We start from the raw sequence: 25,418 nt of genomic DNA, 5'->3' as shown, positions 1-25,418 counted from the left end.
AGCGTGGTGATTCTTTCGGTTTGCTGTTTGAATTTTACTGTTTGAATCGTTGAGTGAATTCCGTTAATTGTGATTCATAATGTTTCCAATGCTGAATCGATTTTTTGTGCATGGGCTGGCGAATTTGGCTGGCGCTTGCGGTATGGCTTGGTGTTGGATTTTTATAAAATTCAAAACAGCGTTGTTCGGTGGATAAACCACAAAAACTCAATACGTTGGTTATGGTGCTTTCTGGGCTTTCAATTAATTGTTCGTAATTTAGAATGTGTATATTTTGGGGATACAGCTTCTGCCATTGATTCATCGTGGCTGCGAATGATCTGAGATAAACTGTTAAGCTTTCTAGGTTATATGAATAGCTATAACCGTGATTAAACAGCATTTTATAATTGCTGATTAAGGTATCGGAAAGGTTTCTTTGGCTGTAAATGATTTTCGCATCCGGAAATGCAGAAATAATATGGCCGATAAATTTGTGATTAAAAGGTAATTTGTCGATAACGAACTTATGGTTGTTATCTGGGCGGGCTTTGTCTTGGGTCAGTTGACGGTAACGATTTTTTATAAAAGAGATGCTTTTTTCTGTAGGCGGTTTTAATTGATCAAGATTCAGTAAGAATGGATCATTAATGGCGCTGAGACCAACGCTTTCCATAATAGCCAATGGCATGCTGGTTAATTCGCCGCCGCTAATAACGCTGCTGTGATTGGATAAAATTCTGTCTATTAACGTACTGCCGGTTCTAGGCATTCCTAGAATAAATAACGGTTTCCAGCCACCGCTTATGTCATTGCCCGATTTTTTTGCATTGATATCTTTTGGATTGATATCTTTTAGAATAGTGTCTTTTGCGTTTAATAATGAAAACAGCTTAGGCAGGTTTTTGTGAACAGTAATATCGTTTTCTAGAGATTGCTTATTAACCTGTACGTTTTGATGGTGAATAATTTTATTGCCTTGGTGATAATGATTAAAAGCATCGTCAAAACGTTTTTGATCTTCCAGAAATTTACCCAGTGCAAATTCAACATACGCGCGTTCCTTCCAGGACTGTGCCTTCTCGTTGATTGCGTTGATTCTCTCCAACCAAGGGTGATCGTTATCCCAGGTTTTTAATTGCGATAATTCGTACAGTGATTCAACGTCATTCGGTTGTATTTGCAGTAAGCGTTGGTAGTCTTGTTCGGCACGGTCAAAGTCGCCTTTAAATCGATACAATAACGCCCGGTTGTGAAGGGTTTCGACATGATTGTTATCAATTATTAATGCTTGGTTATAAAGCTCTAACGATTTGTCGATGTCACCGGTATCAAACGTTGTTTTTGCCAAATCTGCAATTAGTTCAGCGTCGTTATTCAAAGGCAATTGCTGCGCGTAAGCAATGGCTTTTTTAGCGTTTTTCCATTCGTGAATGGCTAAGTAGCTTTTGGTGAGTTGAATAAAGTTGGCAGCCGATTTTGGGTTTAATTCGACGGCTTTTAACGCGCTGTCTATCGCCAATTTTGGTTTTGTCAGTTGTAGACTAACACACGATAGCAATCGCCAGACGTCGGAGCAACGTGGAAACGATTTTGTGAGTTGTACACACAAGGCCGCAGCGTTATCAATATTTCCGTCGGCGAGCAACTGTGCAACCGCGTGCAATTGATCGCTCGGATTATCAAATAAGTTGTTGGCTTTTGGTATCGACATTGTTTTTGCTCACCAAGTCTTGAAAAATGGGAAAGGGATCAAAAACAACGGTTGTCGTTATTGATCTTACCTTTCCCTCAAGAGCACCTTTACAGGAGTTGTAATGGTTCGTTTACCCCACGAGGGTGATTCTTTTAAAAGTTATAGCTGAAACTGACGCCGACGGTTCTGGGTCGTAAACGGTATTCTTGGTCGCCTAGGTTTATCGAATACTGGAGCCCTGGTTTTTCGGCCAGGTACTGAGCGTCGCCGTCACTGGTGGTGATATCATCTGAGTTTGTTAAATTATCGGCGTAAAGCGATACTTGCCATTTATCGAAATTTAAACCGATGTAACTGTCGACAATGGTTGAACTGCTGACTTCATCAAAACTTCTTTCCGCCAATACCGACGGTGCAGAGAACCCTGTAGTGAAGTCGCCTTTGTAAGAAATACCCAAGCGCGCGACCAAATTTGCTCCAAATGCCATGGGTTTATTTAGATTAATAGAAGCGGTCACGGACTGTTTTGGAATGCCCGGAAGTCGATCGCCGTCTTGGCCTCCAGCGTCAAAAGATTGCACGCCGCCAGCAACGGTTGGAATCGCAAAATCGTCGGTTAATTCTGCTTTGGTGTAGGTGTACCCTAGATTTAACTCTAGCGAGTTTGACAGCTGTATATTGGTTTCTAACTCGATGCCGGTACTCACGGCCGTCTCGGCGTTGTAGTTTACTGGGAAGCCACCGTTGGGTGTTTGAACCAATAATATGGGGTCTTCCCAATCGATGTAAAACAACGCGGTCGAATATCGAATAGAATCGCTTAAATATCCTTTAACCCCAAACTCGTAATTCACCGATTTATCGGGATCAAAAAATAGGTAATCTGGGTGTTCGCTGAATACCCCACCTTCAACTTGTGCAGTGCTTAGATCATCGACGGGCACGCCATTGGCACCACCGTGACGGAAGCCTTCGGCTACGGTGACGTATAATTTGGTTGAATCAGATACATCGTATGAGGTATTAAATTTAAAGAGTGTATCGGAGAAATCTTGAGTGCCTGAGGCTTGCGATAATCCCGTTGGGCCTTCACCACAGAATATGCCGCAGGTGGGTAAAGTAATTTGTTGGCTTGCGGAAAATTCCTGCTCAAAATAACGCGCACCGAAGGTAACTTGCCACAAATCATTAATATAATAAGTTAACTCACCAAAAATGGCTTGGTCTTCAAACTCGGTATCCAGTAAATTGCTGTAGGCTAAATCCAACGATTGTGGATTGGTAATACCGAAAAACTCATCGATACCTGCAATAATGTCGAAGGCTTCTGCTTCAAATTCAACATCGTTGTAGTACAAACCCACCAGCCAAGTTAGATCGCTTTCCGATGTCGACGCTAAACGAAACTCTTGTGTGGTGCTTTTACTGTCATAATTTTTTAAGCCAGTGACAACTTCTCTTGGAACCCCAGCGTAAAAGCTCCAGAAGCTGGAATAACCGTAGTTGTAGCTTTGATCTTGTACGCCTTCTGATTTGTTGTCCGTTATAGACGTTGCGGATGTCAGTTCTGCAAAGCCTAAGTCTTGTTTAATTGACAGTGAGCCTAAAGAAATGTCTCGTTCAAACTCTTCGAGTACTTTGGTTCCAGACTCATAGCCGTCTAAGCCGGTAGCGGTTGCTGATGAACCTGCAATGTCGTCTTTTTGAAAATTGTAAGTTAATAAAATATCAGTCGATTCGGTTGGCACGTATTTGAGTGAGCCCCGAAACATCTGTACGTCTTCGTCGTTAATGTCTTCTTGCGGATTCAATTCACCTGTGGGTTGCGCGTTGTCATCGAGCACTTCGATAAAATCAGAATCAATATAACCCGCGTTACTTAAATCAGCGATCGTTGCTCGAAAAGCAAGTTTGTCTGATAAGGGAATATTAATGGTTGCTTCAAAATCGGTGTTAAAATCATCGGACTCGTCAGTGACGGAGAGTTTTGATTTGATGTTTCCGTACAGTTCATCAAAATCGGGCTCCGCCGGTAAATATTTTAAGGTACCACCTAAAGAACCAGAACCGTAAAGCGTTGCTTGCGGTCCACGTAAAACTTCCACTCGATCGAGGTCGCGCAACTCAAAGTTGGCAAATAACGGCGTTTCGCCCAAGTAAACTGAGACAACGGGGTCAGTTAAAGAAGGAAATTCTTCTTGCTGTGAACCGGTAATGTTTAAGCCGCGAATCACAATACCATTATTAATTCCGTTTTTACTTCTGCCTGCGTCTGAAAGCGTAAGGCCAGGAATATTTCGCGCAATTTTTGAAAAATCGTTAATACCGGCTGCGGATAATTCAGAACCGCCGTAAGCCGATATATTATAGGGAACATCTTGAACACTGGTCGCTCGTCGAGTTGCGGTTACCGTAATTTCTTCGAGTGCAGTTTCAGCAATGCTGATGGTCGGAATAGAAAGTGTTGTTAAATAAACGGCGGTTGTTAACTTATTGCGCTTAAACATTAGTGATTAACCCCTTCTGGTGACCTACGCTAAAATGGTTTTATGACTGTAATAGGTGATCGCGAATTGAAAATCTGTGTTTACGCAATCAATACTATTGAGTAATTTGATTAATCTGAACTTCTCAATGGTCAATGAGGTATTCCATTTAGGAATGGCGCACCGGGATGTTACCTGAAGGACTGTTTGTGTTTTTTGTTGGTGCAAATATAGCCGTTGATGGTAAATCCTGTTCCTAAAGGGCTTTGGTGCAAGCTGGGTAAATACAAACAGTCTTTGATATTGAATCGGTTTAATAAACTGTTTGGCATTAAATTTTCATTGCCATGAATGTTTGGCATAGTGTTCAAGGTGCATGAATGCGCAGAAACCTTCCTAAAATTATGACGTTACAATGTTTTGATGCCGTTGCTCAGCATTTAAATATGACCTACGCTGCACAATCGCTCCATATGACTCAAAGCGCGGTGAGCAAGCAAATTAAGAGTTTGGAGCAGCAACTGGGTCGGCAGCTTTTTTATCGTCAGGAAGGGCAGTTGAGTTTAACTCCGGTGGGTGGGCAATACGCCCAAGATATTAAAGCGCTGTTGAATCATTTGGTAAAAATAACCGATAAAGCCTCAGTTGATGGTGCTATTGATGGCAACGTCGATTTTAAAGTTGTCACTGAACCCACATTGGCTATGCGTTGGTTGGTGCCTAAGCTCGGCGAATTTAATTCGATACATCCAGAAATTAAAGTGGATTTACACACAGATTTTTTATCCGTTGAAAAAAATGTGCGTAAATGCGACTGTGCAATTTTATTTGGCAATGGCCATTGGGAAGGCTGTACCTCCGAATTTATTCGCTACGATAATCTGGTTGCTATTGCGACGCCGCAATTAATGGGCAATCGACCGCGCTTTAAAACACTGGAAGGGATTTTGGCGTTACCCTTTTTACATCACAATCATCCAATTTCTTCCACCAGTTCTTGGTTAAAAGCCGCAGGTAAAACAGAAAAAGAAATTTCACAGCTTTCGGGTGGCCAATTTGAACATTTCACCTTATTGCTCGAAGCTGTGAAACATGGTTTAGGTGTATCTGTTGTGCCTAAATATTTGGTTATGAAAGAACTGGCCGCGGGTGAATTGGTTTTAGTGAGTGAGCTGGAGCATCAAATAGAGGGCGCTTATTATCTGGTTTACAATTCCGATCGAGAAAACGAGTATGCAATAAAAATATTCAGAGATTGGTTGGTTGACTACAAAGAACCGAAAGAGCAGTTTAAGGTTAGGCCGATTTCATTGTTGTGAACGAACTTTTGATTAACCCCAAAAGTTCTTAGCATGATACAGAAGTGTATGGTTGCATTTAATATGCATTGTTTATACAGGAAGTGTTTATATAAAGCTATTCCAAGTATTCACAATACGAAATCTTAACACCATGATCAATTGCTACAGCTATTTCACTAGCTGTAGTTTTGGTGCTCTAGGTGGGCTAGATTGAGGTTTTGCCTTTCCAGTGCTTACAACCCCAAATCTGAAAATTAAATTAGTTATTTCCTCTAATGGGAGAGAAAGCTTGTTAGCAATATCCTTTATATTAATCCCATCATTTTCTAATGACTTGAGGTACATCTCCAGTAGTAATGTCTTCTCTCTATCGATTCCATTTATCTCAGTTTTTCTCAAACCTAATTTACTAGCTTCGATTATTAAGTTCCTATGATGCCATTCAGTGATAGCTCCTACTGTTCTTAGCTGCATAATTACGGCCATTGCTGATGTTTTCCAATTTGGCCGTAAATCTAATACGTCTTCGATATTTAAGTATTTAGACGAGCAGGCAAGTACCGTCCGTCTTGGCATTAAGAAGAAAGCCGCAAATGAATCAGCTTCCATTTCTACTGCCTTCCCTTGAGGTGAACCGTGTTTATGCAATAATAAATGCCCTAATTCGTGTGCAGCATCCATTCGGCTACGTTCACCGGACTTTTGTGTGTTAAGAAAAATATATGGCTTTCCATTTTTCCAAAATGAAAAAGCATCGACAGCCTGAGTATTTTCAGCGAGTGAGAATACTCTGATTCCGTGCTTTTCTAGTAAATGAATCATATTATTGATGCATAAACTACCTAAGTCCCATAACTCTCTTAATTCGTCTGCAGCCGCTTCAGGCTCACACCCCCTTAAATCCGGTAAATTGACGTGAGGCAAATTAAATTTACTGTCAAAATAACCATCCAAAATCAATCCCAAGCTTCCTGCACCAACTGCAGCATGTTGCTGAGAAGCTTTCATTGCCTTCAGAGATCGGAAAGATACGGTATCTGAATTAACTATCTCAACGTCATTGTCAGATAGAAAAAAATCAGCCGGATAGTTAAGTGCGCTTGAAAATTTTAATACAGTATCTTCTGGTGGTACATTTTTACAGTTGTCTTTTTCATATCCAGAAACCATTCTTGTAGATAATCCAACTAATTCGGAGAGATGTTTTAAGGTAAATTGCCTGCGCATACGTGCTAATCGCAATCTAGAAGGATTAAATTGTCTTGCCATGCTCATACTACTATTTCTTCGAAATTTCGAACGAAATTTCTTCTGTGGACCCGTTTAGTTTCCCTATACGACTGTCTATGCTTCGATCAAAGCTTATAGAATTGAAAATAATTCTTTTTCTCCAGCGATTAATTCTAAGTTTTCCTTCTTCTCCGTGGATTGGCGAAATATTCTTTGGCAAGGATAGTTCAAATCTAACTTCTTGTTGTTTTTTATCAAAATGATATAGAAGAACCCAAGTCTCGGTCTGATCAATTGCGTTAATGTTATCGATTGTTTCACAGATATTATTGGATTCATTGTCTTCGAATAAATCTAAGTTACTATTACTTATAACAATATCTCGTGCTTTAGGACCTTTCTTATTTTTTGTACTGGGATCTATATTATTTTTATTACCCGTATATCTATCCCCGCTAGTTGCAATTATTGAAATCCCAAGATCACTATTATGAGTAATCGTTAACCCATCTTGATGCTTATGTCCCCAGCCAATGTCTTTACCAATAAGTAAAGCTCTAAGTGTTGCATTTATTTCTCCCCAGGCAACGCTACCTGCATGAGTAACTGGATGTAGTTTTGTAGTTCTCTTGAAATGAGATAATCCATCAACAATCGATTGGGTTATATCCTCAAGAGACAGTCCCATAGAAGTGAGGTAACTATTTTGTTCATCAGCATAGCTAACGGAGGGCAGCTCGTGGGTTTTGCGCATTCGGTGATTCCTTGGCTTGGAAATTTAGATTAGTTAGAAAGTCTAATCTTTGCTATCAGGGACATTTCCTATTTTAGCCTCATTTATGAGGGTAAAACAAGAAGTCGTGTTCTTGAACAAGCTTCTTTGTATGATAGGTTTGATATGAGAAATGAAGTTGAGGGTTTGAAAAGAGGTAGTAAACCAAGTTATGTCGGGCTTCTACGAAACGGTCCTTCAGTGTGGTTACAAAACTCTGTAACAACCTTTTGTTTAGTTTATTGATTAGGGCTTAAAATCTAACGGTTTCTTATCTTTGCAGGGTAATACTAGCAATTTTGAATAATCTTTTCCGCCAGCGTTTCAGAGAATTAGACGATAATGCTATTTCTGAATTCTATTCCGATGACGTTTATTTTCACGAAAACACAATTGCCAGAAATTGTTAATTTTACGCTCTATTAGTGTATTTACATAGGTATTGTAGGATATTAATGGTCGCTTTTAATTTGCTCTTTCTGTGGAGATATACAATATGGTGAAAAAATAGAGATTTTTAGTTAGTGTTCATTTGATTAGTATTCGAAATAATTTTGACGACATTAATAATTATTCTTAAAAAAGTTAATACAAATATTAAAAAAACCGGCACTAGGCCGGTTTTTTTATTTTCTACTATTCAATAATTATTTATTGGCAAGCTTCGCAATCTGGATCATCCAATGAGCACGCTTTGGGTACTTCGGCAGCTTGTGGCTCGGCGGCTTCTTGTGCTGGTGCTGCGGCACTTGGTGTTTCTGATCCGCCGGAAGATACCGCGTTTAGGTTGCCGGTATTAACGGTGGATTTTTCTGTGGTGGTTGCAGCGAGTGCGCGCAAGTAGTAGGTGGTTTTTAAGCCACGGAACCAAGCCATACGATAAGTGATGTCGAGTTTTTTACCGCTCGCACCAGAAATGTATAGGTTCAAGCTTTGGGCTTGGTCAATCCACTTTTGGCGACGGCTGGCGGAATCCACTAACCAACGCGGCTCTACTTCAAAGGCATTGCGATACAACGCTTTTAAATCTTCTGGTACGCGGTCAATGGCCTGTACGGAACCTTCGTAGTATTTCAGGTCGTTTACCATCACGGTATCCCACAGGTCGCGTTCTTTTAGGTCGCGAACGAGGTAAGGGTTAACCACGGTGAATTCACCGGAAAGGTTCGATTTCACGTACAAGTTTTGATAGGTCGGCTCAATGGATTGCGACACGCCAGTGATGTTGGCAATGGTTGCCGTCGGTGCAATAGCCATGACGTTGGAGTTACGCATCCCTTTGGTTTTAACGGTCTCGCGTAAGCTGTCCCAATCGAGCGTTGAGCTGGTGTCAACTTCAATGAATTTTTCGCCACGCGCTTTGATTAATTTTTGGATGGAATCAATCGGTAAAATACCTTGGCTCCATAAAGATCCGTCAAAGGTTGAGTAAGCGCCGCGTTCTTCCGCCAATTTGCTGGAGGCTTCAATGGCGTAGTAGCTGATGGCTTCCATGCTGTTGTCGGCAAACTGAACCGCTTCGTCAGAGGCGTAAGACAAACGCATTTTGTAAAGCGCGTCTTGGAAGCCCATCACACCCATACCTACCGGGCGGTGTTTGGCGTTACTGTTTTTCGCGGTATCGACAGAGTAGTAGTTAATGTCGATCACGTTGTCGAGCATGCGAACCGCAGTTTTGATGGTGGCTTTTAGCTTGTCGGTATCGAGCTTGCCATCAACGATGTGTTGAGCAAGGTTAACTGAGCCCAGGTTACACACTGCAATTTCGTCATCGGCGGTGGTGTTTAGGGTGATTTCAGTACACAAGTTGGACGAGTGAACGACGCCAACGTGCTGCTGCGGGCTGCGCAGGTTACAAGGGTCTTTAAAGGTGATCCAAGGGTGGCCTGTTTCAAACAACATACCGAGCATTTTGCGCCATAAATCCAATGCGCGAACGGTTTTCGCCAGTTTGATTTCACCGGTTTGTGCTTTGGCTTCGTACTCATTGTATCGAGCTTCGAACGCTTCGCCGTAAAGGTCGTGCAAATCAGGCACATCGTGCGGTGAGAACAAGGTCCATTCTTTGTCTTCGAACACGCGCTTCATGAACAAATCTGGTACCCAGTTGGCGGTGTTCATGTCGTGGGTACGACGGCGGTCGTCACCAGTGTTTTTGCGCAGCTCTAGGAATTCTTCAACGTCTAGGTGCCAGGTTTCTAGGTAAGCACACACGGCGCCTTTACGCTTGCCGCCTTGGTTGACAGCAACGGCGGTATCGTTGGCCACTTTTAGGAACGGTACAACGCCTTGCGATTTACCGTTGGTGCCTTTGATGTATGCACCCAATGAACGAACTGGCGTCCAGTCATTGCCCAGGCCACCGGCAAATTTAGAAAGCATGGCGTTGTCGCGAATGGCGCCGTAAATACCGTGCAGATCATCCGGTACGGTGGTTAGGTAACAAGAGGATAACTGCGGGCGCAAGGTGCCTGAGTTAAACAAAGTTGGTGTTGAACTCATGTAATCAAATGAGCTGATTAGCTTATAGAACTCAATGGCGCGCGCGTTAATGTCGTCTTCTTCGATGGCAAGACCCATCGCAACGCGCATAAAGAATACTTGCGGCAACTCGAAGCGAACGCCATCGCAGTGAATGAAGTAGCGATCGTACAGAGTTTGCAAACCGAGATAAGTAAATTGGTCGTCACGGTTGTGATCCAGTGCGTTACCCAACTTTTCCAAGTCGAATTCGAGTAGTTTCGGATCGAGTAATTCGAGCTCTACGCCTTTGTTGATGTAGGCAGCAAGAGCTTGCGGGTACAGCTCAGCCATTTCGTGGTGAGTGGCTTGCTCGGTTACGTTCAAGAACGACAGCGCTTCTGCGCGCAGTTTGTCGAGCAATAGTCGAGACGTTACGTAGGTGTAGTTGGGTTCGTTCTCAACCAAGGTGCGCGCGGTAATCACCAAAGAGGTATTTACGTCATCCAACGATACGCCGCTGTAGAGGTTGCGCATGGCACCTTGAAGAATTTCTTCGGGATCAACTTCGGCAAGACCTTCACACGCTTCTTCTATTAGTGTGCGTACGCGCACCATGTTCAACGCTTGTTGGCTGCCATCGGGCATCAACACCATAATGGTGCCGTATTCCGAATCCGGTTGCGGCTCGGTGGTTGTGGTGGATTTGGCGGCGCGAATGCGGGCGTGCTCTTCACGGTAGAGAACGTAGTCGCGCGCGACTTTGTGTTCACCGGAGCGCATCAAGACTAATTCCACCTGATCTTGAATGTCTTCAATGTGGATGGTGCCACCGGAGGGCATGCGTCGGTTAAAGGTTGCCGAGATTTGTGACGTCAACGAATTGACTGTCTCGCGAATTCGAGAAGAAGCTGCTGCGGTGCCACCTTCTACTGCGAGAAACGCTTTGGTCATGGCCACAGATATTTTGCTGTCGTCGAATGGAACGACAGTGCCATTGCGCTTAATAACGCGCATTTGGCCTGGGGCGGTTGCTGAAATATGACTTTCGCGAGAAGTGACTGCTCCGGTAGTTGGTGCTGAGCTTTCGGTGCCGACTTGCGTCTCGGTTTGCATGCATGTCTCCGTGGACTGTGTTTATGTGTTAATCAATAAGTACCAATCACTCAATGTTTAGAGTGAAATCGAACGTTTAGTAATGCTGTGTAAAGTTGCGCTAGACCTGCTTGGCTAGACCTATTTGATAGAAGCGTGAACACGACTGATCAACAGCGCTCGGACGATGCCACTGAGGCAACCGAGTGCTTGGAGTTTTATGGTTGTGCGTTGTGTTACTGCTGCTCATCTCATCCGATCGGCAATTCTATGATCGCGCAAATAGCTTTGTTGTTTGGCGACCTGTTTTCATACCAGACAGGTCAGTTATGAACCAATGTCTTTAACTCTTAATACCCAGTGGTGATTAAAGTCTATTGTTCTCAGGCATACATTAATTTGGCGATTGGTTCATAGTGCGCCAAGAATTTGCTCGGTTGCGAATGATTGCTGTAAATTTCTTGACGTGTTTTAAATGTTTAGCGTAGAACTAGCGATTTTCGCGCCAGGTTGTGTAACCCTACTGGGGTTATGGGGAAACCCAATATATTGGGTTCTTGCGTACGCTCTTATACAAGATAATGCGGTTTTGGGGTTTCTGCAAGTTGGGTTGGTTGGTGATTTTATGTGATTAACCTGTGGATAAGGTGTTATGTTGGTAAACACTAACTAGATTCGCCATGAGTGGTTTGGGCATATTCTTTTTCGACGATATTTGGCAATTTTATATTTTTTTACACTATTAAAAGTATCTTATTACAGCGGCTGAATTCTGAGTCTTAAAATTATAATTTCCAAGATCAAGCTCACATTTACAGACCCTGTCATTCAAATAAACGCCTGTGCATTATAAAACATTTTGAATGCACAGCGCGCGCAAAAAAGCCCCATGTGTTTATTCTTCAGTGCAGGCGATGCCCTCATCTGAGAGCAACTGAACTAAGCGTTCTCGATTGTGAAAGCCGCGATAATGCGCTGTGTAATTTCCGCTGTTGTCGCTGAAAATGATCAACGGTGTGCCGGGTATTTCGCCGATATCGTTGATCAGTTCTGGGCTGGCTTGCAGAGTAGGGAATTGGGCTCGTAGCCGATGGGCTTCTTTTTTCAACTGTGAGCGATTGCCGTGAACACCGACGGCAATGGGTTGAAATGATTCTGGGCAATCTGGCCAGACCTGATTGGTGGCTTTCACTTGTTTAAAACACCAAGGGCAATCGGGTTCGAAAAACACAAACATCACGGGTGTTCCTTCAAACTGTTTGAGATCAACGCTGTTTTTAGCCGAGTTTAAATCTCTCAACGTATACCCCAATAAAGGCGTTTGACTGGCGGCAATGGTTGAGAACACAGTTAGTAAGAGTGCCGCCAGAACCGTGAGTACGGGTTTAATTGCCAAACGCCACTGAGCTTGAGTTAAAACGACCATTTTAACCCCGCGTACAGCTCGCGACCTCGCAGTGGCCCGTAAATATACGTTACGTCGTAACTGCCTTCGGAATCAAAAAATAACGGTGATGACTCATCTGCGGCTTGGTTGTAATCGAACAAATTATTGGCGCCTGCGTAAAAGTTAAGGCTCGAACTCAAACTTTTTGCGATCCGAAAATCCATTGTCCAATAGCTTGGGGCATTGGTGGGTTTGTTGATGCCGCTGCCGGCAACATCGGTGCCTTCGTAGCCGTAATCGGTGAGATCTCTACTGCCAACCCAGCTGGCGTTAACAACCAAGTCCCAACCGCTAAAGTCGTAATCAAAGCCAAAGTTTATGCGCTCTTCAATAGGAGCAATCGTGTAGCTTTCTTTGAAGTTGTCATCGTAGTTGTAGCTTTCAATGATGAAATTAATCGTGAAGTTATCCGCCAGAGGATAACTGAGCGCAATGTCGGCGGAAGTGACGGCGCCCTTGTCGTCAATTTGCGTTAGCAGTGGAATGCCGTTGTCGGTTTCACTCAAACCTGCCAGGTTTTCAACTTCGGTCCAAGCAAGTGATACGGTAGAAACGAATTTTTCGCCCTCGTAAGACAATGCGTAAGAGCCGGCAATGGAGCGTTCCAGTTTGTCGACATCGATGGCAAAACCCGCGTCGCCGTCGAGAATACCGTGATCGGTTTCGAAAAATGATAAAGGCGCACGATAACCTCTACCGGCAGAAAGTCGGCTGGTCCATTTTTCATTGTGAAAGATTCTGCCGTCCAAGCGTGGGCTGACAATGGTTTCGTCAATTTCAGTGCCTGGTTGTGCGGGATCGGTAAAGTCAGCCTCAACTTTGTCTAAACGAATGGCGAAAGCCAATTCGATGGCATCTGTTGGCGTCCAGGTGTCTTGAAAATACAAACCTTGGGTTTGGTAGTCGAAACTGTCGGCGACGTAATCTGGACTCGCTTGTCCGGCAATGGATGATGATTCCAGTGTGTCTGTTTTGCTGTCGATACCGAACGTAAACTGATGCGTCGCGCTGGCAAGGTAATTTAGGCGCGCGTCGTAAAATTGCAGTTCGTCGTCGCCGAAATAATCAAAACCTTCGTAGAAGGAATCTTGTTCGTGCTCGGAATAACTGGCGGACAATCGCAAATTCCATGAGTCGTTCAGTTCTCGTAACCACTGCACGGAAAATTCTTCGCGGCGAGTCTCAACCCATTCGGCGGTTTCGTAGGGTTGTCCGATAAACTGCTCGTTGACGTCGTTATTGACGAACAATTGCTGGGAGGTGCCATTGGCGAAACTGGCTAATGCTTGGCCGATACTGCCCACGTTCTTGCCTAAAACCGGGCCGCCAAATAATTCTGAGTAGACGTTGCTGTAGCGTACAACGATATTGTCTCGATAACTTAGATCGTGGCTGAGTCTAACGGTAAAGCTGCGGTTTTCTTGGAAAGGGTTTTCACTCACCCCGTTGTTATCGCCGTCGAATTGATCGCGTGTGTCGAACTGGCCAATTAAGGTCACTCGCGATTTTTGATCGTCACTGATGGCTGTTGCCAACAAACCAATTTGTCGAAAACCGTTTTCACCGGCGGAAACATCCACCGCACCGGAGTTTTCAAATTCTTCTTTGGTCACGATATTGACGGTGCCGCCCATTGCTTCTGGTGTTGTCAGTGAGGCACCGGCGCCACGGGCCACTTCGATGCGTTCAACCCCGGTTGTGGCAACGGCGTCGACGGCGTAGTAACCGGAAATAAGCGTATGAACGGGCAGGCCGTCGGTCAAAATAGTGGTGTGTTCGCCTTTTAGGCCGTTGAGCATAATGCGCTTAACGCCGCAAATGGAGCACTCGTTGGCGACTCTAACTCCGGGCGATTCAGCGATTGCCTCACTTAAGTTGGCCGCGTGTTTTGCTTCTATCGAATCGGCGCCGATCACTTCGGTTTTTTGAATGGTATCGAGAAGTGCACCGGCTTGCTCTAAACGCTGTTTTACGCCAATCACTTCGACTTCTTCAATCGGTGTTTTAGTGGAGGCGTTAGAATCAGCGGTTGCTGATATAGGAAAGAGTGCGGTGAGGGAAATAAAACAGCTGGTGTAGGGCAGGAGCAGAAGACGGCGCAATTCGGGTGCCTCCAGAAAGGTGTCGCAAGTTTCAGTTTAGAATTATCCAATATAATAATGATAGTGATTATCATTAACAATCGCATTGGTGTAATTGTACGTAAATGGATAAATAAGATGTGTAATGAATGACAAGCGTGGCGGCAGTGTTTTTGGCGAGAGCAACTTCAGTCGGGGGAAGCGCGCTTTGAAACCGTGATATGGCGCGCAGAGATTTAGGCGGTTTCTTTTGCGTAGCTGATCAGGTGCTGAAAGTTTGCCGACAAAGGAATTTCTTGGCCGAGGGAATAATCAAGATGGCTTGGAAAATTGGCGAGTAATTCTGTGCCGGAAGGCAGTTTTAAGGTGTACAGCGTTGAGGTGCCGGCAAAGATTTTTCCGCACACTTCTCCGGTGACGGTACTGCTTTGGTCGTGAATGATGTCGTCTGGGCGTACCAAAACATCGACATGTGTTTCTGTATTTTCAGAAACTGGATTTTCAGAAACGCTGTTGGATACATCACACGCAACATGGCCCAGCTCGGTCTCAATGTGTTGCTTGTTGATTCGACCGGACAGAAACACGCCTTGGCCAATAAAGCTGGCGACAAATCGGCTGTTGGGTTGATGATACAAATTGTAGGGCGTATCCCACTGGTGAAGTTTACCGTCGTTCATCACACCGATGACATCGGCAAAGGCGAAGGCTTCTTCTTGGTCGTGGGTGACCATAATCGCGGTGATGTTTTGCTGTTTTAAAATATTGCGAACTTCTAAGGCGAGAGTTCTGCGCAAATCGACATCGAGATTGGAGAAGGGTTCGTCGAGCAGTAACAGCGATGGCTTGGCGGCAAGGGCTCTGGCAAGCGCTACTCGCTGTTGTTGGCCGCCGGAAAGCTCGTGAGGAAATCGATCCCCTAAATGTTCAAGTTTCACCAGCGACAGCATTTCGTGGCAAATGCTGTTTTGCTCAGATTTGCTCAGTTTGTGCAAACCAAAGGTGACATTGTCTTTTACGGATAAATGCGGGAATAGGGCATAGTCCTGAAAAACCATGCCGATTCTGCGGCGCTCGGGTGGAACGGCTGAATTTACATCAGCAAGTTTATGGTCTGAGAGCCAGATTTCTCCCGCATTGAGTCCGTGAAATCCCGCAATCGCTCTGAGCACGGTGGTTTTACCACAGCCACTGGGGCCGAGCAGGCAGGCAATTTCGCCGTCGTTTAACGTTAAATTGAGTTGATTAACAACCAGTAACTCGGAGTTTTTTGTGCCGTGCTGAGGGTAGCCACACGCCAAGTTATTCAGTTTCAAGCAACTCATACAACGTTTTCCTTTGGTTTCTGGTGCTTTCCTAAACTATTGCTGGGCGAGTAAGAATTCCATCAACGCTTTTTGAGCGTGGAGACGGTTTTCTGCTTCGTCCCAAACCACCGAGCTTTTCGCATCGAGCATGGTTTCGCTGATTTCGTAACCGCGATAAGCAGGCAAACAATGCATGAATAGCGCATCGGGTTCGGCTTGAACCATCAGTTCTTCGGTCACCATGTAGTTGGCGAAGGTTTTTTGACGTTCGCGTTTTTCGCTCTCTTGGCCCATGGATGCCCAAGTGTCGGTAACCACAAGCGATGAGCCAGACACGGCTTCTACCGGATCGGTGTAGATTTCGACCCGATCACTGTTGTCAACGAGCAGGGATCGAGTGGGTTCGTAACCTTCGGGGCAGGCTATCTTGAGCTTGAAGTCCCATTGTTTGGCGGCATTGATGTAAGACTGACACATGTTATTGCCATCGCCCACCCAGGTGACGGTTTTGCCTTGAATGTCGCCGCGATGCTCTCTAAAGGTTTGCATGTCGGCTAGCAACTGACACGGGTGGAAATCGTCGGTCAATGCGTTGATAACGGGCACGCTGGAGTTTTTCGCGAAGGCTTCCAACATTAGATGGTTGAAAGTTCGAATCATAATAATGTCGACCATGCTGGAGATCACGCGCGCGGTATCTTCTACGGGTTCGCCGCGACCCATTTGGGTGTCGTTTGGCGATAGAAAAATTGCGTGACCGCCCAGTTGAGCGGTTCCAGCTTCAAAAGAGACGCGTGTACGTGTGGATGATTTTTCAAAAATCATGCCCAGAACTTTGCCGTCCATGGATTTTTTGTTGTGGCCTTGTTGCTTTAACTCGTTTTTAAGTTCAATCGCTCGATCAAGGATTGCATTTAATTCATCGCTGGTCAGATCGAGTAGGGTTAGGAAGTGTTTCATAGTTAATTCCCAGGTGTTGCCTAGTAAGGACAGTAACTTAGGCTTTTTTCCACCTGACGCAGGCTTCACAATGACTGCACGGGTAGGCAGTGTCGACTGAAGCGGATGACACCGGGCAGTTCGCCCGGTGAAAGAGGTTTCAACCAAAGAGGTAGACTGGTCGAATGTCCTGACAATTAGGTAGAAATGTGTGTCTAAGTATTGTGAATCCTTTTGTTCTTTATTAAATACTGATCGTGCTTACATCGCGTTGATGATTTCAATCAACGTATCAATGGTGAAATCAGCTTGCTCTTGGCTCATAACTAACGGCGGCAGCAAACGAACAACATTTCCTGCGGTTGCATTAACAATTAAGCCTTTTTCAAGGGCCTTTGGAACGACTTCGGCAGAAGCACCTGAAAGTTCGATTCCAACGAGCAGTCCTTTTACGCGTATTTCTTTGACTTTGTCAGAGTTGCGAAATGCGTCTTCCAATCGTGTTTTAAAGTGGTTGCCCAACGCAATGACGTTGTCGAGAAGGCCGTTTTCGGTCAGGGATTTCACAATGGTATCGGCAACTTGAGTACAGAATGGGTTGCCGCCAAAGGTTGATCCGTGGTTGCCCGGTTGTAGAACTTCTGCGGCTTCGGCTCGTGCTAGGCAAGCGCCAATTGGCAAGCCATTGCCTAAGCCTTTCGCGGTAGTGACGACATCGGGTAGAAAATTGTCCCACTGATACGCAAAGTATTTTCCAGTTCGGCCGTTGCCTGTCTGAATTTCGTCTAGAATTAACAATAGGCCATTTTGGTCGCACAATGTTCTAAGGCGGCTGAGATAATCGTTGGCGGGAATATTAATACCGCCTTCGCCTTGGATTGGTTCGACCAGGATGGCCACCACATTTGCATTGCTCGCCACCAGCTTTTCGACCGCTTCAACATCGTTGTACGGGGCGTGCACAAATCCCGACAAGTAGGGCGCAAAGCCTTGTTTTACTTTGGTGTTGCCCGTTGCCGTCAAGGTCGCCATTGTGCGGCCGTGAAAGCTTCCCGACATCGTTATGATGGTTGGGTCATCAATACCTTTGGAGTGGCCGTATTTTCGGGCGATTTTGATGGCCGCTTCATTCGCTTCCGCACCTGAGTTGGAAAAGAACACTTTGTCCATTCCAGAAATTTCGCGCAAACGTTGGCCAAGCCGTTCCTGAGATTCAATACCGAATAAATTTGATGTGTGAAGCAAAGTATTTGCTTGTTCAGTAATCGCTGCAGTGACGTCCGAGTGATTATGTCCTAATCCACAAACGGCTATGCCACTGAGCGCGTCTAAATAGCGTTTACCTTGATCGTCCCAAAGGTAGCAGCCGTCGCCTTTTACTAGCTTGACTGCTCTTGGGCCGTAGGTATTCATTAATGCGCTTTGATCCATGGCGTTTTAAACCTCAGTAAGGTTGGCTCCAATTAATCGTATTGATCCTCAGTAGTTGACCAATAACCCAGTTTTTTGCACGAGAATTCGCGAAAAAGGAGCGATGGTATCTCATTCATCGTTCATGGCAAAGCATGACGATGGTATAACACGCAAATGGCATTGATTTTGAGATGTCTTAGTCCGTTCTCGCCTAGAAGAATCCAGAAAACTGTCTCTGATTGGGGCGGCTCTTCTGCGTTGTTGTCTTAAATGTCACGTGTATAAACTTCATGTGAAATTTGCAGCCAGGCACTTGAGTGCCTTTAGGTCTGCCGTTATAAAAGGGGCACAAGGCTAATGCCGAATTATTTTCGTTGTATGACACTGAGGAACGTGTGTGAGCAGTATCGACCTAGCGATTTTTTCCAGCCGAATTTCCGCCGTATGTGACGAAATGGGGGCGGTTCTCAAACGTGCGGCATTTTCACCCAACATTAAAGATCGCCTTGATTACTCCTGCGCAATCTTCGACAGCAAAGGCAACCTATGCGCCCAGGCCGCGCATATTCCGGTGCATTTAGGCAGTATGGCTTATGCCATGTCGGGCATTATTGAGCGCTTCGATTGGCACGACGGCGACATGGTTATCGTCAATGATCCCTTTTTAGGCGGCACTCACTTACCCGACGTTACTCTCATTGCCCCTGTGTTTTATGACGGCGCGTTGATTGGTTTTGTCGCCAACCGAGCACACCACGTGAATATCGGTTCAGATTCACCCGGTTCCATGCCGATTTCCTCGTCTTTAGAGGAAGAGGGAATCGTTATTTCTCCCACCAAGATTATTGATCAGTCGGTTCTAGACGAGTCTTTATTAGAAAAGCTGGCTCACAGTTTTGAAGCGAAAGGTGATTATCTCGCTCAAGTTGGCGCTAACAAATCTGGCGTAACACGGTTGACGGAGTTGGTGACAAGAACGGGTGTTGAAAGTTATCTGGCTCAGCTAAACGATCTAAATGCCTACGGTCGCCGATTGGCGCAAGCAGAATTGAGCCGAATTACGCCGGGAGAGTATGAGTTTTCCGATGTCATGGACGGAGATGGTATTACCTCTGATCCAATTACCATTCGCTGTAAATTGCGGGTCTCGAAACACGGCATCGTTGCCGATTTTACCGGAACCAGCGCCCAGGTTGCCGGCAATGTGAATTGTCCGTTATCGGTCACGGCGGCTGGTGTGTTCTATGCGTTTCGCTGTTTGTTGCCGGATTATACGCCTGCCTGCGCGGGCGCATTTAGTGTTATCGATATCATTGCGCCCGATGGCTGCTTGTTGAACGCAAATTACCCCGCGGCGGTGGCTGCCGGTAACGTTGAGACTTCCACCCGTGTGGTAGATGCGGTTTTGGGGGCGTTATCCCAGGCCGATGTCACCCTTGCGGCCAGTGCCAGTCACGGTTCGATGAATAATATCGCCATGGGTTCACACGATTCGCAACACCCTTGGGATTACTACGAAACCATTGGCGGAGGCATGGGGGCGAGCGTCAATGGCAGCGGTTTGAGTTGTGTGCAAACTCACATGACCAATACACTTAACACGCCTATCGAGAGCCTAGAGAGTCATTTTCCTATTCAGATTACCGAATATTCGATTCGTAAACATTCTGGCGGAGAAGGGCTGTTTTACGGTGGTGATGGCATTGTTCGGGAGTTTGAATTTTTGTCGGATACCCAGGTAACTCTGCTGACTGAACGCAGACAACACCAACCCTGGGGGCTCAATGGTGGCAGTGCGGGCAAGGTCGGTTGCAACCGGCTCAATGGTGAATTATTAGCGCCAAAAGTAAGCCTGCAAGTGAAAGCTGGCGATCGTGTTCGAATCGAAACGCCCGGCGGCGGTGGTTGGGGTGAACCAAATTCGTAAGAAATTCGTTAACAGGTTAGGCCAGTGATTCTTTTGCTTCGCAAAATCGTTTCCGATAAACTGCAATTCTGAGTAAAATTGTCGGATTTTATTCTGGCTTATTGATATTTATAATAAGCTAAACTGAATTTCACCATTGGCCTGTTATCTATACGAATTGTAGAATGTTTGTTTCAGTTCTGTGTCAGTACAGTAACGAGCCATATTTACCTCTAGAGAGGAGTAGTGACCGTGGATATTATAGAGACCATTAAGTCTCAGATCGAAGAAAACCCAATCATTTTGTACATGAAGGGTTCCCCAAGCGCGCCACAGTGTGGTTTTTCAATGCGCGCTTCTCAAGCGTTAATGGAATGCGGTCAACGTTTTGCCTACGTTGATATTTTGAGCAACCCAGAGATTCGCACCAATCTTCCTACTTATGCAAATTGGCCAACATTTCCACAATTGTGGGTGAACGGCGAGTTAGTTGGTGGTTGTGACATCATCACTGAAATGCATCAGAATGGCGAGCTAAAACCAATGGTTGAAGCGGCTGCTCCTGCTGCGGAAGGTTCTGAATAAGAAGCCTTATTGTCAGTTAGTCTCAGTTTCACGCTGAGATTAACTTTAAATCCTTTCTTCTTTTGTTATCGTCTTTTCCCCAGTTTTGTAATCTAGCAACCAGCGGATAAATCCGGTTGTGCCCTGTGTTGTGATAGATATCGGATAACGTAAATGTGGATGCTCGAAGCGATAATCTCTGGCTTGTCGCAGCCTTTTGAACTTCTGTTTAATCCCAGCAGCCGAATTTATTGGCTGTATTCGCTTTCAAGCATTCTTATCGCGTTGATATTTTTGTACGTTACCAACGGTCGAAATATCCGCCTTGCTGTTAAGCCTCTGATTTCTTCTAACTTGTGGTTAACACGTTCCAGCGCATTAGATGGCTTCTGGTTGTTCACAAACAGTGTTATTCGCGCTGTTTTTATTATTCCTTACGCATTTAGTTATGCCAGCGGCGCGGTGTTCGTTCATCAGTGGTTATTGGGTGTGTTTGGCACTGCTCCACAGATGGATTTACCGACGCCGATAGTTGTCGGTGTTTTCACGCTGGTGTTTTTTATCGTTGGCGACTTTAGCCGATTTTTACTGCACTGGTTGATGCATAAAATTCCAGTGCTTTGGCAATGCCATAAAGTGCATCACAGCGCGGAACAACTTACTCCCATTACGTTGTATCGAATGCACCCGGTGGAAATGGCACTTTACTATTTTCGATCTTTAACGGTTTTTAGCGGTGTTGTTGGTGTGTTTTTGTATTTGTTTGCTGGAAAATTATCGGGTTTTACGGTGCTTGGGGTGAATGTGTTTGTCTTTTTATTTAATGTCTTAGGTGCAAACTTACGACATTCGCCGGTTGCTTTATCGTATGGCCGATTTGAGCGCTGGTTTATCAGTCCGGTGCAACATCAAATTCACCATTCCACTGATCCTCGCCATTTTGATAAAAACTTCGGTTCCGTTTTGGCTGTTTGGGATCGAATGGCAAACAGTTGGTTTTCAGGAGTTGGCGTCAAAAAACTGAGTGTTGGATTAGATACACAAACCTCGTCAAATACCAATGTCAGTGTCGCACCTTCGATGCGCGATGCTTCTCGAAAAATAAATGGTTAGACCCACAGATATGGATGCAAAGAACTTAAATCGACGACGATTTCTTCAAGCTGCAGGCACATTAGGTGTTGCAGGTTTTATTGGCGGTGGTGCTGCTGTTTTAAAGAATGAAGATCGCCTTCCTACAACGATGTATTTCAGCGCTGCGTCTGATGCCAGTGGCAAACACTATTTGGCCGGGGTTGATGAAGAAGGGTTGTTGAGGTTTCGAGTACCACTGAACAATCGTGGTCATCATTTAATGACACACCCGATTCGATCGGAATTGATTGCCTTTGCGAGAAGCCCCGGTAATGAAGCCTATGTCATCGATTATCAAAAAGGACAAAAAGTCTTTGATATTCACTCGGGCAATGGTTATCACTTTTACGGTCACGGTATTTTTTCTCAAGATGGAAAGTATCTTTTCACAACAGAAAATGACTATAAAAATGGTAAAGGGATAATCAGTGTTCGCGAGACGGATTCCTACACGGTAGTTGCGCGCTACTCTTCAGGAGGCATTGGCCCTCATCAGCTGCAATGGTTGTCCGATAAAAACACCATTGCTATCGCTAACGGTGGATTAAAAACTCACCCGGAATCTGGCTCGAAAATACTGAATTTATCGAGGTTAGATTCGAACCTGTCTTACATGAATACCCAAACTGGCGAGATTATCGAACAGCAACGGTTGGATAATTCGTTGTTGAGTATTCGCCATCTCGATGTTGCTGCGGATGATACTGTTTTTACCGGATTGCAGTACCAAGGCGGTTCTGACGATTTAGTGCCTCTGGTTGCTGTTCATAACATTCATGATACTTTGAACATGAAATCGATACTGGCCCCAGATTTGGAATTGTTAGCGATGAATCACTACACGGCCAGTGTTGCTTTGGATTCGACGTCTGGGACTGTTGCTGTAACTTGTCCAAAAGGCGATACACTGACGTTTTGGAATTACAAAAACCGAGCGTTTCTTCGGGCGGTTCCTTTTAAGGAATGCGCTGGTGTCGTGTTTAATGCCGAAACCAATCAATTTTTGGTGAGCAATAATTACGGTGAGATGCGTTATTTTGCTGTTAAAACCTTATCGGAAGAACGGCAAAAAAGAATGTTGGTAAAAAATACGTTTTGGGACAATCATATGAACCAAGCACATGCACCAAGTGCGAAAGGTATAAACCGTGGTTGGCGGGCATAAAAAACCTCGACCATAGGGCCGAGGTCATAGCGGTGTATCCTGATCTTTATTTTCTTGTCGAAAATAAAGAAATTGTCTTTCTAGAATACGAACGTCGCGGCGGTGTAAACAAACGTTGCGTCGTTTTGACCAGCATTTTCTAATAAGTCGCCCGCATCAAGATAGGCGGCGGAAACGTCAAACTTCAAACGGTTTGGAATCGCATTCCAGCGCCAGCGCACCGCTAGCTGTGTACCGATGTAGTTTTCAGATTCACCTTCTGCGTTGCTGATTCCTGCCGCTCGCAATCCGTCTTCGTCACTGGCTAACCAAAAGCCGCGCAATAAAATGTGCGCGCGGGTATTGTCTGATGGCTTCCATTTAAAACGTACGCCCGGAGTGCTTAGGTTATTTCGCACAAATGGGCCGAAGGTAGCAGTAGGTCCGAAGTCGAAACGACGTGAGCCAAAGAGCGTATCAAAGCTTTCGGTGTCGTTGTCGTCAGCGTCTTTATCACCGCTCACGTAATCGTATTGAAAAATCAATTGCGGCGATTTTGGATGGTCAAAGCTGTAGCCGATTTCGGTGTGAATAAAGTACGCGGAATTATCCAACTCGACATCGGAAGAGCGTGAAGCGTTCGAATCGCCCCATTGGTAGGCTGATTCTATTTGGTAGTCCCATTGATTAGGGGCCGGCTTTTTCCAAATTCTACCGCCGACGGTGTACAGCTCTCGGTTTGCGGTTGGCTGGTTTACATCGTCGTCTTCATCCAAACCGAAAACGTACCATTCTGAGTTTAAGCGGCCGCTGTTGGGTGAAAAATACAATCCCCAAAAATCCACTTCTTCCTGAATTTGGTCGGTTTTAGCTTCGTTGTCTAATGGATCGCCATCGACTCGTCGTTGTACCGGTGAGGTGTAGAACGCGCGCCAAGTATTGTTGCTGGAATCTTTCCACTGCCAATCGATACCGGCGTAGCTGTTGATGGTGTTTCTTGTGCCGTTGCGAGAGACAAAACGACGGCTACCGATATTCATGGTAAAGCGGCCAACTTTCACTGAGCCTTTACCTGGAAGGAAGTTATCGGTTGGAACCTCGACGTAGGCTTGCAACACATCGAGAGGGTTGACGGTACTCGTGCTCAGAGGTGAGCCTTCATCGGCAATATCAAACAGTTGTCGTGAATCGAGCAGTTCTCCAACCAGGGAAAAGTTATCAAACTTGGCTTCGGCAAGCAGGTTGGTGCGAAGGTATAAACCTTGGTCGCTGCCTTCGAGTCCCGCACGATATTGCTCGTCTAAATGTTCGAATCGAATACGCGATTCGCCAGTAATACTGAACCATTCTGGGCTATTTAAAACGTCGTTGAGTAATCGTTCGCTAGCGTGTGTGTATGTGGAGGAAAAGGTAGCACCGATCATTGCTAGAGCGGCAATTCCACGTCTGAATTTCATACAAAGAAACCTAGAAAGTGAAGTGTGGGTAGAGCAAAAAAAGCTAAAATTTTTTGCGATTTCAATGGCCGCGCATTAAATCACAGATGGAATAGCATTACACTTTTATTAAGGTTTAATGTCTAAAATATGTACTTAATGTGATAGTTTTTTTACTGCCCACACGTGAGTCGAGTCAATAATTAATCAATAGTGTAGCCAAATCTTCTTATAAGGTGTTTGGCTGTGTCTGATTTTAAAAATTCTAGGAATGCTAGCGCAGCGGGATTGTTCTGACTTCGCGTCAGTAAAACTGCGTCTTGGTGAATGGGTTGGTAAGTGTTTACCGGTAATAATTGTGAGTAACCTTGTGTTCGACCGATCAGCTGCGACGCCGATACAAAGCCCACACTCACATTTTTTGAATAGGTAAATTGAAACGTCTGTGAAATGCTGTCTCCCATGACGATTTTGTTTTTTAAGGCATCGTGCACTTGGTAAGCATTTAATACTTCAATTGTAGCTACACCGTAAGGTGCGGTTTTAGGATTGGCGATGGCGATTTTTTCTATGTCTGAACCCTGAAGTAACTCAGAGATATCAACGTCAGTGATAGGCAGAACACGACTGTACAGGGCAAGCCTGCCTTTGGCGTAGGTAAATTGAGTTGAAGGTTCAGCCAAGCCTTGCTGAATTAATTGTGCAGGACGCGCCGAATCTGCGGAAAGAAATGCATCAAACGGGGCTCCGTGTGAAATTTGAGCGTAGATTTTTCCGGTGGAGCCAAAGCTTAATTTAATTTTGTGATCGGTAGTGTTTTCGAACGCTTGCACTAGGTTTTTTGCGGCAGTAGTGAAATTCGCTGCAACCGCAACTCTGGCGGTTTCTGCCTTAGCTTTTGTTGTGGCCAATGGCGTTAATAGAATAGTGCCGATTAAAAACCATAACGTGCAGAACGTTCTTTTCATAAACAAAGTATTTTAGAAATAACTAATTCATATTTATTTAAATAACAAAATCAAAACAAA

General features: G+C 44.9%; 17 protein-coding genes. 5 read left to right on the top strand and 12 right to left on the bottom strand.

Annotation, left to right across the window (positions count from 1 at the left end):
• Positions 1-34: 34 nt before the first annotated feature.
• Both LU361_RS01820 and LU361_RS01815 read right to left on the bottom strand, forming a co-directional pair.
• Positions 35-1,693 (bottom strand): tetratricopeptide repeat-containing sulfotransferase family protein, encoded by a 1,659-nt coding sequence (locus LU361_RS01820; RefSeq protein WP_233086606.1) that lies wholly within the window; start codon positions 1,691-1,693, stop codon positions 35-37.
• Positions 1,694-1,827: 134 nt separating this feature from the next.
• Positions 1,828-4,182 (bottom strand): TonB-dependent receptor, encoded by a 2,355-nt coding sequence (locus tag LU361_RS01815; protein WP_233086605.1) that lies wholly within the window; start codon positions 4,180-4,182, stop codon positions 1,828-1,830.
• A 359-nt stretch (positions 4,183-4,541) separates the two neighbouring features.
• Between LU361_RS01815 and LU361_RS01810 the strand changes: the two genes are divergently transcribed.
• A complete protein-coding gene (locus LU361_RS01810; RefSeq protein ID WP_233086604.1) occupies positions 4,542-5,480 on the top strand; it encodes a LysR substrate-binding domain-containing protein in 939 nt (312 codons plus the stop codon).
• A gap of 150 nt (positions 5,481-5,630) precedes the next feature.
• Here the strand turns inward: LU361_RS01810 and LU361_RS01805 are convergent, their stop codons facing one another.
• The 8 genes from LU361_RS01805 to LU361_RS01770 form a co-directional block, all read right to left on the bottom strand.
• Positions 5,631-6,737 carry a helix-turn-helix domain-containing protein gene (locus LU361_RS01805; protein ID WP_233086603.1) on the bottom strand — a complete coding sequence of 369 codons (1,107 nt, stop codon included), beginning with the start codon at positions 6,735-6,737 and terminating at the stop codon, positions 5,631-5,633.
• A 4-nt stretch (positions 6,738-6,741) separates the two neighbouring features.
• Entirely contained in the window at positions 6,742-7,446 is a 705-nt protein-coding gene (locus tag LU361_RS01800) for a hypothetical protein (protein ID WP_233086602.1), read from the bottom strand.
• Positions 7,447-8,115: 669 nt separating this feature from the next.
• Entirely contained in the window at positions 8,116-11,040 is a 2,925-nt protein-coding gene (locus LU361_RS01795; protein WP_233086601.1) for a ribonucleoside-diphosphate reductase subunit alpha, read from the bottom strand.
• An 874-nt stretch (positions 11,041-11,914) separates the two neighbouring features.
• A complete protein-coding gene (locus LU361_RS01790; protein ID WP_233086600.1) occupies positions 11,915-12,445 on the bottom strand; it encodes a thioredoxin family protein in 531 nt (176 codons plus the stop codon).
• Positions 12,433-14,568 carry a TonB-dependent receptor plug domain-containing protein gene (locus LU361_RS01785; protein ID WP_233086599.1) on the bottom strand — a complete coding sequence of 712 codons (2,136 nt, stop codon included), beginning with the start codon at positions 14,566-14,568 and terminating at the stop codon, positions 12,433-12,435. Before LU361_RS01785 ends, LU361_RS01790 begins: the two co-directional genes overlap by 13 nt.
• A 215-nt stretch (positions 14,569-14,783) precedes the next feature.
• Complete coding sequence (locus LU361_RS01780; protein WP_233086598.1) at positions 14,784-15,872, bottom strand: ABC transporter ATP-binding protein; 1,089 nt, start codon at positions 15,870-15,872, stop codon at positions 14,784-14,786.
• Positions 15,873-15,908: 36 nt separating this feature from the next.
• Positions 15,909-16,814, bottom strand: coding sequence for an ornithine carbamoyltransferase (gene argF / locus LU361_RS01775; RefSeq protein WP_233086597.1), 906 nt, complete (start codon positions 16,812-16,814; stop codon positions 15,909-15,911).
• Between the two features lie 240 nt (positions 16,815-17,054).
• A complete protein-coding gene (locus LU361_RS01770; protein WP_233086596.1) occupies positions 17,055-18,224 on the bottom strand; it encodes an aspartate aminotransferase family protein in 1,170 nt (389 codons plus the stop codon).
• A gap of 379 nt (positions 18,225-18,603) precedes the next feature.
• Here LU361_RS01770 and LU361_RS01765 point away from each other — a divergent pair, with 379 nt between their 5' ends.
• From LU361_RS01765 to LU361_RS01750, 4 genes are all read left to right on the top strand, one after another.
• Positions 18,604-20,133, top strand: coding sequence for a hydantoinase B/oxoprolinase family protein (locus LU361_RS01765; protein WP_233086595.1), 1,530 nt, complete (start codon positions 18,604-18,606; stop codon positions 20,131-20,133).
• Positions 20,134-20,364: 231 nt separating this feature from the next.
• Complete coding sequence (grxD, locus tag LU361_RS01760) at positions 20,365-20,697, top strand: Grx4 family monothiol glutaredoxin (protein WP_350337989.1); 333 nt, start codon at positions 20,365-20,367, stop codon at positions 20,695-20,697.
• A 153-nt stretch (positions 20,698-20,850) separates the two neighbouring features.
• Complete coding sequence (locus tag LU361_RS01755; RefSeq protein WP_233086594.1) at positions 20,851-21,789, top strand: sterol desaturase family protein; 939 nt, start codon at positions 20,851-20,853, stop codon at positions 21,787-21,789.
• Positions 21,782-22,975, top strand: coding sequence for a DUF1513 domain-containing protein (locus LU361_RS01750; protein WP_233086593.1), 1,194 nt, complete (start codon positions 21,782-21,784; stop codon positions 22,973-22,975). The genes LU361_RS01755 and LU361_RS01750 overlap by 8 nt, the downstream gene beginning before the upstream one ends.
• An 80-nt stretch (positions 22,976-23,055) precedes the next feature.
• On the opposite strand, the gene LU361_RS01745 is transcribed toward LU361_RS01750, so the two are convergent.
• Positions 23,056-24,411: an alginate export family protein gene (locus LU361_RS01745; RefSeq protein WP_233086592.1), complete on the bottom strand. Its 1,356-nt coding sequence runs from the start codon at positions 24,409-24,411 to the stop codon at positions 23,056-23,058.
• A 182-nt stretch (positions 24,412-24,593) separates the two neighbouring features.
• Positions 24,594-25,358, bottom strand: coding sequence for a molybdate ABC transporter substrate-binding protein (gene modA, locus LU361_RS01740; RefSeq protein WP_233086591.1), 765 nt, complete (start codon positions 25,356-25,358; stop codon positions 24,594-24,596).
• Positions 25,359-25,418: the final 60 nt, after the last annotated feature.

Origin of the sequence: Sessilibacter corallicola, from assembly GCF_021290925.1 — a bacterium.
GTDB lineage: Bacteria > Pseudomonadota > Gammaproteobacteria > Pseudomonadales > Cellvibrionaceae > Sessilibacter > Sessilibacter corallicola.
This window is presented reverse-complemented; position numbering and strand designations above follow the sequence as displayed.